Genomic DNA, 14,293 nt, shown 5'->3' with positions numbered 1-14,293 from the left:
CTAATTGCATCATGCACATCAAATGGGCATTTCTTGGTGACTACCCTTGAACAACCTCTGAATATACGCGGTGTGACACTGCCAAATCGCGTATTTCTCGCGCCCATGTCGGGCGTTTCCGATCTTCCGTTCCGAAAGCGCGCCGCCGAGGCTGGTGCGGGCATGGTTGTTTCGGAAATGGTGGCAAGTGCTGAACTCTGCAATCGCCATAAGGAAAGCATGTTGCGCTTATCCGGCGAAGGGCTTGGCACGCATGTCGTGCAGCTTGCAGGCCGCGAAGCGCACTGGATGGGCGAAGCAGCCATCATCGCCGAGGGCGAGGGCGCGGATATTATCGACATCAATATGGGCTGCCCTGCCAAGAAAGTGACGGGCGGCTATTCCGGTTCAGCCCTTATGCGAGATCTCGATCATGCCATGACGTTGGTTGAAGCAACCGTTAATGCCGTGAAAGTGCCAGTTACGCTGAAAATGCGTCTTGGCTGGGACGAAAACAGTATCAACGCACCGGAGCTTGCAAAGCGTGCCGAAGATGCGGGTATTGCGATGGTGACGGTTCATGGACGCACACGTTGCCAGTTTTATGAAGGCACAGCCGACTGGGACGCCATTCATGCGGTGCGCGATGTCGTGAAGATTCCATTGATCGCCAATGGCGATGTGTCGTCACGCGAAGATGCGGAAGAATTGCTGCGTCGCTCAGGCGCTGATGCCGTGATGGTCGGACGTGCGTCCTATGGTCAGCCCTGGCTTGCAGGCTTGATCGCAGGCAGCGATTTCGCACCGCGGTCGGAAGATGGCATTCTTTCTTATATTATAAGACATTACGAAGATATGCTCGACCATTATGGCAGCAAGACGGGTATTCGCCATTCAAGAAAGCATCTTGGCTGGTATCTGGATCGCCATGCAGTCGAAGCATTTTCTCCCGCAGACAAGGCTGAAATCATGACGCTCATCGATCCGGAAGCGGTTATCGCGGCATTGACCCGCGTTTTTCTGCGTGAAGCAGACAGAAAGGTCGCGTGATGGGCGTTAGAGGTGAAACGAACGGCATTCCAGCAATCATTCTGGATGCAATCAATCAGCCTGTCATTATGGTCAGCGCCGACAATCGTATTGTTTATGCCAATATGGATGCGGAGCAGTTTTTCCGCTCAGGTTCGTCCATTCTGGCGCGTAACCGTCTTGAATCTTTTCTGCCTTTCGGAAGCCCATTGCTGGCTCTTGTCGATCAGGTTCGCACCGCTCAGGTTCCGGTGAACGAGTATCGCGTCGATATTTCATCGCCGAAACTCGGTGCCGAACGCATTGTCGATCTTTACGTGGCACCGGTCATCGAAACGCCGGGTGCTGTGGTTATTCTGTTTAAAGAAAAGACCATGGCGGAGAAGATCGACCGTCAGATGACCCATCGCGGAGCCGCACGTTCGGTGACGGGGCTTGCTTCCATGCTGGCGCATGAGATCAAGAACCCGCTTTCAGGCATTCGCGGGGCCGCTCAACTGCTTGAACAGGTGGTGGGTGATGAAGACCGCGCATTGGCACGGTTGATTACCGATGAAACCGATCGCATCGTGAAGCTCGTTGATCGTATGGAAGTGTTTTCCGATGAGCGGCCTATCGAGCGCACGGCGGTCAATATCTATTCGGTGCTGGATCATGTGAAGACGTTGGCGCGAAACGGTTTCGCGCGGCATATCCGCTTTGTCGAGGAATATGACCCGTCGCTGCCGCCGGTTTATGCCAATCGCGATCAGCTTGTGCAGGTTTTTCTCAATCTGGTGAAAAATGCTGCTGAGGCGCTTGGCGACCGTGAAGGTGCCGAGATCACGCTCTCGACGGCTTATCGTCCGGGTATTCGCCTGCAAGTGCCGGGTGCCAGTGACCGTGTTGCGCTGCCGCTTGAGTTCTGCGTCCATGATAATGGTCCGGGCGTGCCGGAAGATATGCTGCCGCACCTGTTTGATCCGTTTGTGACGACCAAGACCAACGGGTCAGGTCTCGGACTGGCGCTTGTGGCCAAAATCATTGGAGATCATGGCGGTGTGATCGAGTGCGATAGTCATCCATTGCGCACTACGTTCCGCATTCTCATGCCTGCATGGAAAAGTTCTGCTGATAACACGGGCTCCAAGAGCCCAAGCATGTCTGCAAAGACAGGAGATAACGCATGATTGCCGGACGTCCGACAGGTACGATTCTCGTTGCGGATGACGATGCTGCAATTCGCACAGTGCTCAATCAGGCACTTTCGCGTGCTGGCTACGATGTTCGGGTTACATCCAACGCGACCTCGCTGTGGCGTTGGGTGGCAGCTGGCGATGGCGATCTGGTGATTACCGACGTCAATATGCCAGACGAAAATGCGTTTGATCTGCTGCCGCGCATCAAGAAAATGCGTCCCGATCTGCCGATTGTGGTGATGAGCGCGCAAAATACATTCATGACCGCGATCCGGGCTTCGGAAGCGGGAGCTTATGAATATCTGCCAAAGCCATTCGATCTGACAGAGCTCATCAATATTGTTGGTCGTGCGCTTTCAGAGCCAAAGCATAAACCAGCTGCCGTGTTGCAGGATGAGCAGGCTGAAAATATGCCACTCGTTGGCCGTTCGCCCGCCATGCAGGAAATCTATCGCGTCTTGGCCCGCATGATGCAAACCGACCTGACCATGATGGTCACAGGTGAGTCGGGCACAGGCAAGGAACTGGTCGCGCGCGCGTTGCATGAATATGGGCGCCGTCGCAAAGGACCGTTTGTTGCCATCAATATGGCTGCAATTCCACGCGATCTGATCGAATCCGAACTGTTTGGCCATGAAAAAGGTGCCTTTACCGGCGCACAGAACCGTTCAAGCGGACGTTTTGAACAGGCCAATGGCGGTACGCTGTTCCTTGACGAAATCGGCGACATGCCGATGGAAGCGCAGACGCGCTTGCTGCGCGTGTTGCAGCAGGGCGAATATATGACGGTCGGTGGCCGCACGCCCATCAAGACCGATGTGCGCATCGTGGCCGCAACCAACAAGGATTTGCGCCAGCTCATCGCACAGGGTCTGTTTCGCGAAGACCTTTATTATCGTCTGAATGTCGTGCCACTGCGCTTGCCGCCGCTTCGTGAGCGCAGCGAAGATGTGCCTGATCTGGTTCGTCATTTCTTCAAGCGCGCTGCCGAAGAAGGCCTGCCAGAGAAACGCATTACGCCCGCTGGCATTGAAATGATGCGTCGCTATCCGTGGCCGGGTAACGTGCGCGAACTCGAAAATCTCGTGCGCAGGCTTTCAGCACTTTATCCGCAGGATGAGATTTCACCGGAAATCATCGAGACCGAGCTGAAGTCAGAGCTTTCAAAGCCTGATATTCCAATTGCGGTTGCGGGCGACATTGAAAACATCACCATATCGCAGGTCGTTGAGCAGAATATGCAGCGATACTTCGCATCGTTTGGTGCTGATTTGCCCCCACCAGGGCTTTATCATCGCGTGCTGGCGGAACTGGAGTATCCGCTGATTCTTGCTTGTCTGACCGCAACGCGGGGTAATCAGATCAAGGCTGCAGAGATTCTTGGACTTAATCGCAATACGTTGCGTAAGAAGATCAGAGAGCTTGGCGTGAACATCTATCGGGGCACAAAGCAGTAAAAACCGGGCAGTAAGACCGCTCACAGTTTCGCGAAGTCTCATTTAAGCTGTAAACAATCGTTGCATTTTCGCCACAATGCGTTGCATAGATGCAACGCTATTGGGTAACATGGTTAACATGAATACAGCGAATCTGACGACGGATATGGATAAGGTGGGGCGATCATCGCAAGGCGGTGAGGGGCGCAGGCTTCTTGCATTGCCCGGTATCATTACCGTTGTGTTGGCGCTGGTTACAGCGTCAATTTCTTTTGCCATCCTCATCGGTATCACGCCAATCACGCCTGATCGCAACGTGACGATTGCGTTGGTTATCGTCAATGTTGCGCTGATTGTTTTTCTTATCCTGCTGATTTGCCGCGAGATTTTCCGTATCGTATCGGCTCGCAGATCGGGAAAAGCAGCTTCTCGTCTGCATGTCCGCATTGTCGCGCTGTTCTCATTGATTGCGGCTGTTCCGGCAATCGTGGTGGCAATTGTCGCTTCCGTGACGCTTAATCTCGGACTTGATCGGTGGTTTGATACGAATACACGCGATATCGTGAGTTCGTCGCAGAGTTTGGCCGATTCCTATCTCCGCGACACGGCACTTAACTTGCAGAGCACCTCTTTTTCGATGCTGCAGGAGCTTGATGCTCAACGCACGCTTTACAGTCTCGATAGGGGCGGGTTCATCCGCTATATGACGCTGCAAGCCGGTGGCCGCGGGCTGCTTGGTGCATTTCTGGTTCGTGAAGACGGCACCGTTATCGTTAAAAGCGAAACTGGTGTGGAAACACGACTTCCACCTCCTACCGAAGATGCTCTGCAAACAGCCTCTGACGGTAAGCCGGTTATCATTCCCCCGGGCGACCTGAACTTTGTCGGCGCGGTTATCAAGATGCGCGAAATACCGGATCTGTATCTTTACACGGTTCGGGCTATCGATCAGCAGATATTGGACGCAATGCGTCTGATGAAAGCCAATACAGAACGCTATCAGGAGATGGACGCTACGCGCATTCCGACCCAGATCGCTTTTGCGCTTCTCTATTTTGGTCTGACTCTCATTGTTCTGTTGTCGGCTATTTGGACCGGTATTGCCGTTGCTGACCGTCTGGTGCGCCCGATCAGGCTGCTGATTGGCGCTGCTGATGATGTGGCTGCTGGCAATCTCGATATTTCTGTGCCGGTACGCTCGTCGGATGGTGACGTTGGTGCGCTTTCGGGCACCTTCAACAACATGGTCGCCGAGCTTAAGAGCCAGCGTAACGAACTTCTGTCGGCGAAAGACCAGATCGATGAACGCCGTCGCTTCTCCGAAGCCGTGCTTTCGGGCGTTACAGCCGGTGTTATCGGCATCGAAACGGATGGCTCGATTTCGATCCTCAATCGCTCTGCGGAGCATATGTTCGGGGTCAGCTCAGAGGATGCAATCGGCAAGAGCCTAAGCAGCATTGCTCCTGAAATCGGACAGGCTTTTGAAGTTGCCCGCACGACGGGTCGTACTGTTCATCGCGAGCAGGTCAGCATGACTCGTGGCGGTGTTGCGCGTACCTTCAACGTGCAGGTAACTGTTGAGGATGCGGAATCCGACGATCACTCTTATGTCGTCACCGTTGATGACATTACCGATCTTGTTCAAGCACAGCGTTCGTCTGCATGGGCTGATGTTGCGCGCCGCATTGCACATGAGATCAAAAACCCGCTCACACCGATCCAGCTTTCGGCTGAACGCATTCGTCGTCGTTATGGCAAGGTGATTACCGAGGATCGCGAAGTCTTCGATCAATGCACCGACACGATCATTCGTCAGGTTGGCGATATTGGTCGTATGGTCGATGAATTCTCCGCTTTTGCGCGTATGCCCAAGCCTGAAATGAAGGCCATGGATATGCGCGAGGCGCTGCGGGAAGCATCGTTCCTCATTGAAGTCAGCCGTCAGGATATTCAGTTCGCCAATGAATATGGTTCTGAAAAGCTGATTGGTTCGTTTGATAGCCGCTTGCTCGGTCAGGCATTTGGCAACGTCATCAAGAATGCCAGTGAAGCAATTGATGCTGTGCCCAAGGAAGAGCGCGGCGAGGGGCATATTCTTGTGCGCTCAATGAAGGCGGACGGGAACCTGATCGTCGATGTCATCGATAACGGCAAAGGTCTGCCGGGTGATGATCGTCAGAAGCTTCTGGAGCCTTATATGACGACGCGAGAAAAAGGCACGGGCCTTGGCCTCGCTATCGTCCGCAAGATCGTGGAAGACCACGGCGGACATTTGGAATTGCATGATGCGCCAGCAGATTTCCACGGAGGACGTGGCGCAATGATACGTATGATCTTTCCTGAGGTTTCCGCCGGTCCATCCGGTGCGGAAGAGGGAAATCCCGGAAACGAGATAATTGGACAGGTGAACTGATATGGCAGCCGATATTCTTGTAGTTGATGACGAAGCGGATATTCGGGAACTCGTTGCAGGTATCCTCAGCGACGAAGGCTATGAAACCCGCACAGCCTTTGATGCCGATAGTGCGCTTGCGGCGATTGATGATCGCGTGCCACGGTTGGTGTTTCTCGATATCTGGTTGCAGGGCAGCCGCCTTGATGGTCTTGCGCTGCTCGATGAAATCAAGAAGCAGCATCCCGATCTGCCAGTGGTGATGATTTCCGGTCACGGCAATATTGAAACGGCTGTGTCTGCGATCCGCCGCGGTGCTTATGATTTTATCGAAAAGCCTTTCAAGGCGGATCGTCTTATTCTGGTTGCTGAACGTGCGCTGGAAACGTCGAAGCTGAAGCGTGAGGTTTCCAATCTGCGCAAGCGCGGCGGTAACAGTATGGAACTGATTGGCGCGTCACTTGCGATCAACCAGCTGCGCCAGACCATAGAGCGCGTTGCACCAACCAATAGCCGCATTATGATCACTGGCCCTTCGGGTGCTGGTAAAGAGCTGGCGGCACGCGCCATTCATGCGCAATCGAGCCGCGCCAATGGCCCGTTTGTTACCGTGAATGCTGCAACCATTACGCCGGAGCGTATGGAAATCGAGCTTTTCGGCACTGAAATGGATGGTGGTGAACGCAAGGTCGGTGCGCTTGAAGAAGCGCATGGCGGCATTCTTTATCTCGATGAAGTCGCCGACATGCCGCGCGAAACGCAGAACAAGATTTTACGCGTTCTCGTCGATCAGCAGTTTGAACGCGTTGGCGGAACCAAGCGCGTGAAGGTGGATGTCCGCATCATTTCCTCTACGGCACAGAACCTTGAAGGCATGATTGCCGAGGGTACTTTCCGCGAAGACCTTTTCCATCGCCTTTCTGTGGTGCCTGTGCATGTGCCACCGCTTGCAGCGCGCCGCGAAGACATTCCATCGCTGGTCGAGTATTTCATGACTCAGATTGCCGAGCAGGCCGGTATCAAGCCGCGCAAAATCGGATCTGACGCCATGGCAGTTCTGCAGGCGCATAGCTGGCCGGGCAATATTCGCCAGCTGCGTAACAATGTTGAACGCCTGATGATTCTGGCGCGTGGCGATGATCCGGAAGCACCTGTAACCGCTGATCTTCTGCCTGCAGAAATTGGCGACACGCTGCCGCGCGCGCCGACTGAATCCGATCAGCACATCATGGCATTGCCGTTGCGTGAGGCGCGCGAGCGTTTCGAGAAGGAGTATCTCATCGCGCAGATCAATCGCTTTGGTGGCAATATCTCGCGTACGGCTGAATTTGTCGGCATGGAACGCTCGGCATTGCATCGCAAGCTGAAGTCGCTCGGCGTTTAATATTCAAGTAGGCGGGATGATATGCGTGTAATCGTATGCGGAGCAGGGCAGGTCGGCTATGGTATTGCCGAGCGGCTTGCTGCCGAAGAAAATGACGTCTCCGTCATTGATACGTCCGCGCGCCATATCGAGATTGTCCGCGACACACTGGATGTGCGTGGCTTCGTCGGCCATGGCTCGCAACCGGATGTGCTCGCCGCCGCCGGTGCCAACGAAGCCGATATGATTATTGCGGTGACGCTGTCTGACGAAGTCAACATGGTGGCCTGTCAGGTGGCGCATTCGGTTTTCAATGTGCCGACCAAGATTGCGCGCATTCGCGCACAGTCTTATCTCAAGGCCGAATATCAGGACCTGTTCCTGCGCGAAAACCTGCCCATTGATGTGATTATCTCGCCGGAGCTTGAGGTCGGTGAAGTGGTTTTGCGGCGCATCGCCTTACAGGGCGCGACCGATGTGCTGCGATTTGCCGATGATAAGATCATCGGTCTCGCCATCGAATGTCTGGAAGAATGCCCGGTTATCAATACGCCGCTGAAACAGCTGTCCGACCTTTTTCCTGGACTGGCTGCGACAGTCGTGGGCGTTGTGCGCAATGGTAGCCTGTTTATTCCACGCTCCAACGATCAACTACATGCCGGTGATCTTGCCTATGTCGTCACGACCCGTGAGCAGGTCCGCAGAACGCTGTCATTGTTCGGGCATGAGAAGCCGGAAGCGCATCGTATTGTCATCGCCGGCGGTGGTAATATCGGGCTTTATGTCGCCAAGGCTATTGAAGAGCGTAAGTGGCAGACGCGTATCAAGATGATCGAGAGCGAGCACGAGCGCGCCTTCGCGATTGCCGACCAGCTCAACCGGACCATGGTTCTGCATGGCAGTGCGCTTGACCAGGCACTTTTGCAGGAAGCCGATATCGAGGACGCCGATCTTTTTGTGGCGCTGACCAATCAGGATCAGGTCAATATCCTCTCCAGTATCATGGCCAAGCGCCTTGGCTGTAAGGCCAATATGGCTTTGATCAATACGGTTGCGTATCAGGATTTCACCCACATGGTGGGGATTGACGCCTATATCAATCCGAAAGCCGTTACCGTATCGAAGATATTGCAGCATGTCCGGCGTGGTCGTATCCGTGCCGTCTATAGTGTCTATCGGGACATGGCGGAAATCATTGAGGCGGAAGCGCTTGAGACGTCGTCGCTGGTCGGTGCGCCTCTGCGCGATCTCGATCTGCCGGAAGGCCTGCGAATCGGCGCAATCTATCGCGACGGTCAGGTTATCCAGCCCAATGGCAATGTTCGCATCAAGCCGAAAGACCGTGTTGTGATCTTTGCGACCGCCGATGCTATCAAGCATGTGGAGCAAATGTTCCGCGTAAGCCTCGAGTTCTTCTAGCTAGCAATTTGATGTATCTATTTTATTAGCTGATCTTTATATGATGCCGCAGTTCTTCTTCCTCGGTGTCATTCATGGATATCTGCACTTTCTGGTATGGGCCGCGGCTGCGCGATGTTGATCGCATCTGTCTGGCATCGATGGTGATGACCGGTCAGCGTGTGAAGCTGTTTTCATACGCGCCTATCGAGAACGTGCCAGCGGGCGTCGAACTACACGATGCCAGCAGCATTCTGCCTGAGCTGGTGTTTAAGCGTCTTGATCCCGGCTATCCGAATTTCCACAGCCGGACAACGATCGTTCAGTTCAGCGATATTTTCCGTATAATGCTGATGAAGCATAAGCAGGGTGTGTGGCTCGATACGGATGTTTACCTGCTCAAGCAATTTCATCCCGACCCGTCAAAGCCATATCTCGCGCGCGAGAATCGATTCCGTGTTGGCGTGTCCGCGCTTTATCTGCCGCATGACCATCCGATTATCCGCGAATTTGAAGCTTATGTGGCTGCCAGCTATCCGTTGCCGCGTTGGCTTGGATTGCGACGTGGAAAGCTGCGCCCGCTTTATTATCGCGTGATCGGTAAGGAAGTTACGCCCGCCGCCATTGGAATCACTATTTTTGGAAATGACGGCATATCCCGGCTGGCGCGCAAGTATGGCATCTTCAGAAATGCAGCTCCGCAGGAGAATTTCTATTACTGGGTCGGTAAGGAAGCGACGCGGATTTACGATCCGGCTTATGGGATTGAACCTACCAAACATCCTGATTTCATTGGCTTTCATATCCATAAGAAGCATAAGGAAGTCGTCTCGATGCAACCGGGAAGCTTCTATATGTGGGCGATTGACCGCGTGAGACCGCTGCTTGGTGAGCCACTTTCTTTCGAGCAAAATCAGTGCTCATCCGTTGGTGCCTAGAAAGAATTGCTTGCCTGCATTTGAATTTGCTGGTTGCGCAAAGATTCCCATCCTGTTAACCGAAGCTAAAGAGCGAAGCAGTTGTCTTTCCACAGCAATTGCGATCAGTGCCAGGCTTTGCGCAATCCGGGTGCTTGATTTATGTGTGTGCGCGTGTTCGTCTGACATTAAACGAACAAACTGCTGATCGATTAAAGGAATAAAAACAATGGCTGAACGATCGCAAAATCTTCAAGACCTTTTCCTCAATTCTGTACGCAAGCAGAAAATTTCACTGACCATCTTCCTTATTAATGGCGTGAAGCTCACGGGTATCGTGACGTCCTTTGACAATTTCTGCGTATTGCTGCGTCGCGATGGTCATTCGCAGCTTGTTTACAAGCATGCAATTTCGACCATCATGCCGAGCCAGCCGGTACAGATGTTCGAGGGTGAGGAAGTCTGACGCTTATCAGTTTATAACTGACCAGTTTTATGCTGGAGCGTGGTGATCTCTTGAAACTGTCACACCGCTCCAGTTTTTTCGATTCCGATCCATGCCCGGTTTGGGCCATTTGGATCATGATTTGATTAGCCGGGGCGTCTTCTGTTTGAAACCGCAAGTGCGGAGACCTATCTGCTGGATAGTTCGTTTCCGTATCCCGGAGTAAGTTTATTTGTCGAAATTCAAGGGTAAGAACGTATCGCCTGCCGATGAAAATAAGGGATTTGGTGTGTCTGAACCAGAACCCACAAGAGCGGCGGTTATCGTTCCAATTTTGCCAGAGCGGCACAATACAAGCACTGCAAGTGAAGAAGGCGAGAGACCCCAGTTCCAGCGCTCCAATGAAGCGCGGCTGGAAGAAGCCGTCGGTCTTGCGCGTGCGATCAATCTTGAAATTGCCCATGCCGAAAACGTGATCGTCAATCAGCCGAGGCCTGCGACCCTTCTGGGAACCGGCAAGGTTGAGGCTGTTGCTGAAATCGTCAAAGAAAAGGCGATTGGCCTTGTTATCGTTGATCATGCGCTGACGCCTGTGCAGCAGCGCAATCTTGAAAAAGAGTGGAACGTCAAGGTTATTGACCGTACCGGCCTCATTCTCGAGATTTTTGGCGAGAGAGCGCGCACCAAGGAAGGTGCGTTGCAGGTTGAGCTTGCGCATCTGAACTATCAGAAGGGCCGTCTGGTACGTAGCTGGACCCACCTTGAGCGTCAGCGCGGCGGTAGCGGCTTCCTCGGTGGTCCGGGTGAAACGCAGATCGAAGCCGACAGACGTATGCTTCAAGACAAGATTTTGAAGATCAAGCGCGAGCTTGAAACGGTTGTGCGTACACGTACGCTGCACCGGCAGAAGCGCCGCAAGGTGCCGCATCCGGTTGTTGCGCTCGTTGGTTATACGAATGCGGGCAAATCAACGCTGTTCAATCGTATGACGGGCGCGGATGTGCTGGCGGAAGATATGCTGTTTGCCACGCTCGACCCGACATTGCGTCGTATTCGTTTGCCGCATGGCGAGACGGTCATTCTGTCGGATACTGTGGGTTTCATTTCGAACCTTCCACACCATCTGGTTGCTGCATTCCGTGCAACGCTGGAAGAAGTGGTTGAGGCTGATCTGATTCTGCATGTTCGCGACATTTCCGATCCCGATAATGCAGCACAGGCCGAGGATGTCGAAAGCATTCTGGCTGGTCTCGACGTTGAGCCGCATGATCATAAGCGCGTGATCCAGATTTGGAACAAGATCGACAATCTGGACGAAGCTGGCCGTGAAGCGGCTTCCCGTCTGGCTGCTGCAGGCAGCGAGGAGGGGCGTCCGATCCCGCTTTCAGCCTGGACCGGTGAAGGCGTTGACAGGTTGCTTTCTTTGATCGAGACCCGCATTGCAGGCGCGCTTGGTACTGTTGATGTTGTGCTTTCTCCATCCGAGCTTCGTATCCTCGACTGGATGTACCAGCATGGCAGCGACGTGAAGCGCGAAGATCTGGAAGATGGCTCTGTTCGTATTCAGGCCCGCCTGACTGAAACGGCACGCAAAATGCTCGATGAGAAACGCGGCATTAAGCCTGTCGAACAGGATTCCGACTGGGATTGATCGGCATCTTGCGGAACAGGGCTGCAAAGCCCTATGTATGGAACATCCGTACGATTCATATTCGCCATAAATATGCAGAGGCCCATTATGAGAGATCCCATTGAAACCGTCATGAACCTCGTGCCGATGGTGGTCGAGCAGACCAACCGTGGCGAGCGGGCCTATGATATCTTCTCGCGCTTGCTGAAAGAACGCATTATCTTCGTCAACGGTCCTGTCGAAGATGGCATGTCGATGCTGATTTGCGCGCAGTTGCTCTTCCTCGAGTCTGAAAACCCGAAGAAAGAGATCAACATGTACATCAATTCGCCAGGTGGCGTTGTTACGTCCGGCATGGCGATCTACGACACGATGCAGTTCATCAAGCCTCCTGTTTCCACGCTCTGCATGGGCCAGGCTGCTTCCATGGGCTCGCTGCTTCTGACTGCAGGCGCCACTGGCCAGCGTTATGCGTTGCCAAATGCCCGCATCATGGTTCACCAGCCTTCGGGCGGCTTCCAGGGGCAGGCGTCGGATATCGAACGTCATGCGCAGGACATCATCAAGATGAAGCGCCGTCTGAACGAAACCTACGTCAAGCACACCGGTCGCGATTATGAGACGATTGAGCGTACCCTTGATCGCGATCATTTCATGACCGCACAGGAAGCTCTTGAGTTCGGTTTGATCGATAAGGTGATCGAATCGCGCGACGCAGGCACTGAAGAAGCCAAGTAATTTTGGGGAGGCAGTTTGACTGCCTCTCCATATTTTGGTGCTCTTTGCCACAAAAGCGGCTTATTTGTTGTTCGTACCTGAAGGTTAACGAGTGGCGTTAAGCATCTGTTGGGGTTCAGGGCGCTAAAATCGCTCAGATTGTGCAGAAACTGGCAGGAATGGCGATTTTTCAATTGTTCCCCGCCTAAGGTTCTGCAAAAGTCGCCAAAACAGGCTTCTTCGGTCGGGAAGCCTGCGGTGACTGGAATCCAGAGAATGTAAGCAGTGCGTTTTGACTGCTGATACGACCATTGAGGCGGCGGTGTATTGTTCCCTCAATTGGATCCGAACCGGAAGAAACGATTGAAGTGGGCGCATCGCGGAATGGCGTTCAATTCGGTCAATTGAAAGGAAACTGCAATGAGCAAAGTCAGCAACAGCGGCGGCGATTCAAAGAATACGCTTTATTGCTCGTTCTGTGGCAAAAGCCAGCATGAAGTTCGTAAGCTGATTGCAGGCCCGACCGTATTTATCTGCGACGAGTGCGTCGAACTTTGCATGGACATCATCCGCGAGGAAAACAAAACCTCGATGGTGAAGTCGCGCGAAGGTGTACCTACGCCGCAGGAAATTATGGACGTTCTTGACGATTATGTCATCGGCCAGAAGGGCGCCAAGCGCGTTCTCGCTGTAGCCGTGCACAATCACTACAAGCGTCTCGCGCATCAGACGAAGAGCAGCGACATCGAACTGGCAAAGTCCAACATTCTGTTGGTTGGCCCTACGGGTTGCGGCAAGACCTATCTTGCTCAGACACTCGCACGCATTATCGATGTTCCGTTCACCATGGCTGATGCCACGACGCTCACAGAAGCCGGCTATGTCGGTGAAGACGTCGAAAACATCATTCTGAAGCTGCTTCAGTCGGCTGATTACAACGTTGAACGCGCGCAGCGCGGCATCGTTTACATCGACGAAGTCGATAAGATTAGCCGCAAGTCGGACAATCCTTCGATCACCCGCGACGTGTCGGGCGAAGGCGTTCAGCAGGCGCTTCTGAAGATCATGGAAGGCACCGTTGCTTCCGTACCGCCGCAGGGCGGTCGCAAGCATCCGCAGCAGGAATTCCTGCAGGTGGATACGACGAACATTCTGTTCATCTGTGGTGGCGCTTTTGCTGGTCTCGACAAGATCATCTCGGCACGCGGCGAGAAGACATCGATTGGTTTCGGTGCAAACGTGAAGTCGGTTGATGAGCGTCGCATCGGTGACGTGTTCAAGGAACTGGAACCCGAAGATCTGCTGAAATTCGGTCTCATTCCGGAATTCGTCGGTCGTCTGCCTGTTATCGCTACTCTGGAAGATCTGGATGTCGATGCACTGGTACAGATCCTGACCGAGCCAAAGAACGCGCTCGTGAAGCAGTATCAGCGTCTGTTCGACATGGAAAGTGTCGAGCTGAGCTTCCACGACGACGCTCTGCGCGCGATTGCCAACAAGGCAGTTGAACGCAAGACCGGCGCTCGCGGCCTGCGCTCGATCATGGAAAAGATCCTGCTCGACACGATGTTCGAGCTTCCAACGCTGGAAGGCGTGCAGGAAGTGGTCATTTCCGGTGATGTTGTGGATGGAAGCGCTCGTCCGCTCTATATCTACGCTGAGCGGCAGGAAGAAAAGGGCAATGCGTCGGCCTGACGATTGCGAGAACTTTTGGAAAAGGCCGCGCAAGCGGCCTTTTTCTTGTCTATGTCTTGGCTGATGCTGAATACAACGAGCGCTTGTTATTGTACAAATTCCCGTGACGGCGCA

General features: G+C 53.6%; 11 protein-coding genes and 1 pseudogene. All 12 read left to right on the top strand.

What is annotated here, in order from left to right; translation table 11 throughout:
• Positions 1 to 36 precede the first annotated feature (36 nt).
• The 12 genes and pseudogenes from dusB to clpX all read left to right on the top strand — a co-directional run bounded on the left by dusB (position 37) and on the right by clpX (position 14,179).
• Positions 37 to 1,029 (top strand): tRNA dihydrouridine synthase DusB, encoded by a 993-nt coding sequence (gene dusB, locus CEV34_RS00695; RefSeq protein WP_171380118.1) that lies wholly within the window; start codon positions 37 to 39, stop codon positions 1,027 to 1,029.
• The gene (locus tag CEV34_RS00690) at positions 1,029 to 2,177 is read left to right on the top strand and encodes a two-component system sensor histidine kinase NtrB (RefSeq protein ID WP_007875120.1); all 1,149 of its coding nucleotides are present in this window, start codon (positions 1,029 to 1,031) and stop codon (positions 2,175 to 2,177) included. Before dusB ends, CEV34_RS00690 begins: the two co-directional genes overlap by 1 nt.
• Positions 2,174 to 3,643 carry a nitrogen regulation protein NR(I) gene (ntrC, locus tag CEV34_RS00685; RefSeq protein WP_007875118.1) on the top strand — a complete coding sequence of 490 codons (1,470 nt, stop codon included), beginning with the start codon at positions 2,174 to 2,176 and terminating at the stop codon, positions 3,641 to 3,643. Before CEV34_RS00690 ends, ntrC begins: the two co-directional genes overlap by 4 nt.
• Positions 3,644 to 3,719: 76 nt before the next feature.
• Entirely contained in the window at positions 3,720 to 6,035 is a 2,316-nt protein-coding gene (locus tag CEV34_RS00680) for a sensor histidine kinase NtrY-like (RefSeq protein WP_007875117.1), read from the top strand.
• 1 nt (position 6,036) lies between these two features.
• Positions 6,037 to 7,398 (top strand): nitrogen assimilation response regulator NtrX, encoded by a 1,362-nt coding sequence (gene ntrX / locus CEV34_RS00675; RefSeq protein WP_007875116.1) that lies wholly within the window; start codon positions 6,037 to 6,039, stop codon positions 7,396 to 7,398.
• A gap of 21 nt (positions 7,399 to 7,419) precedes the next feature.
• Entirely contained in the window at positions 7,420 to 8,796 is a 1,377-nt protein-coding gene (gene trkA, locus CEV34_RS00670) for a Trk system potassium transporter TrkA (RefSeq protein ID WP_007875115.1), read from the top strand.
• A gap of 74 nt (positions 8,797 to 8,870) precedes the next feature.
• Entirely contained in the window at positions 8,871 to 9,713 is an 843-nt protein-coding gene (locus tag CEV34_RS00665; RefSeq protein WP_007875114.1) for a glycosyltransferase, read from the top strand.
• Positions 9,688 to 9,916, top strand: a pseudogene (locus tag CEV34_RS27615) (hypothetical protein). Before CEV34_RS00665 ends, CEV34_RS27615 begins: the two are co-directional and overlap by 26 nt.
• Before the next feature lie 5 nt (positions 9,917 to 9,921).
• Complete coding sequence (hfq, locus tag CEV34_RS00655) at positions 9,922 to 10,158, top strand: RNA chaperone Hfq (RefSeq protein ID WP_007875113.1); 237 nt, start codon at positions 9,922 to 9,924, stop codon at positions 10,156 to 10,158.
• A gap of 211 nt (positions 10,159 to 10,369) precedes the next feature.
• The gene (gene hflX, locus CEV34_RS00650; RefSeq protein ID WP_007875112.1) at positions 10,370 to 11,788 is read left to right on the top strand and encodes a GTPase HflX; all 1,419 of its coding nucleotides are present in this window, start codon (positions 10,370 to 10,372) and stop codon (positions 11,786 to 11,788) included.
• An 87-nt stretch (positions 11,789 to 11,875) separates the two neighbouring features.
• A complete protein-coding gene (gene clpP, locus CEV34_RS00645) occupies positions 11,876 to 12,505 on the top strand; it encodes an ATP-dependent Clp endopeptidase proteolytic subunit ClpP (protein WP_007875110.1) in 630 nt (209 codons plus the stop codon).
• A gap of 399 nt (positions 12,506 to 12,904) precedes the next feature.
• Positions 12,905 to 14,179, top strand: a complete 1,275-nt coding sequence (gene clpX, locus CEV34_RS00640) for an ATP-dependent Clp protease ATP-binding subunit ClpX (protein WP_007875108.1) — start codon at positions 12,905 to 12,907, stop codon at positions 14,177 to 14,179.
• Positions 14,180 to 14,293: the final 114 nt, after the last annotated feature.

This window comes from Brucella pseudogrignonensis, assembly GCF_002252525.1.
Classification (GTDB): domain Bacteria; phylum Pseudomonadota; class Alphaproteobacteria; order Rhizobiales; family Rhizobiaceae; genus Brucella; species Brucella pseudogrignonensis.
This window is presented reverse-complemented; position numbering and strand designations above follow the sequence as displayed.

Bases quoted from the DNA above. Each gene is read 5' to 3' on its own strand.
- CEV34_RS00665 (WP_007875114.1), top strand. From the start codon at position 8,871: ATGGATATCTGCACTTTCTGGTATGGGCCGCGGCTGCGCGATGTTGAT.
- ntrX (WP_007875116.1), top strand. From the start codon at position 6,037: ATGGCAGCCGATATTCTTGTAGTTGATGACGAAGCGGATATTCGGGAA.
- CEV34_RS00690 (WP_007875120.1), top strand. From the start codon at position 1,029: ATGGGCGTTAGAGGTGAAACGAACGGCATTCCAGCAATCATTCTGGAT.
- CEV34_RS00680 (WP_007875117.1), top strand. From the start codon at position 3,720: ATGCGTTGCATAGATGCAACGCTATTGGGTAACATGGTTAACATGAAT.
- clpX (WP_007875108.1), top strand. From the start codon at position 12,905: ATGAGCAAAGTCAGCAACAGCGGCGGCGATTCAAAGAATACGCTTTAT.
- ntrC (WP_007875118.1), top strand. From the start codon at position 2,174: ATGATTGCCGGACGTCCGACAGGTACGATTCTCGTTGCGGATGACGAT.
- hfq (WP_007875113.1), top strand. From the start codon at position 9,922: ATGGCTGAACGATCGCAAAATCTTCAAGACCTTTTCCTCAATTCTGTA.
- clpP (WP_007875110.1), top strand. From the start codon at position 11,876: ATGAGAGATCCCATTGAAACCGTCATGAACCTCGTGCCGATGGTGGTC.
- trkA (WP_007875115.1), top strand. From the start codon at position 7,420: ATGCGTGTAATCGTATGCGGAGCAGGGCAGGTCGGCTATGGTATTGCC.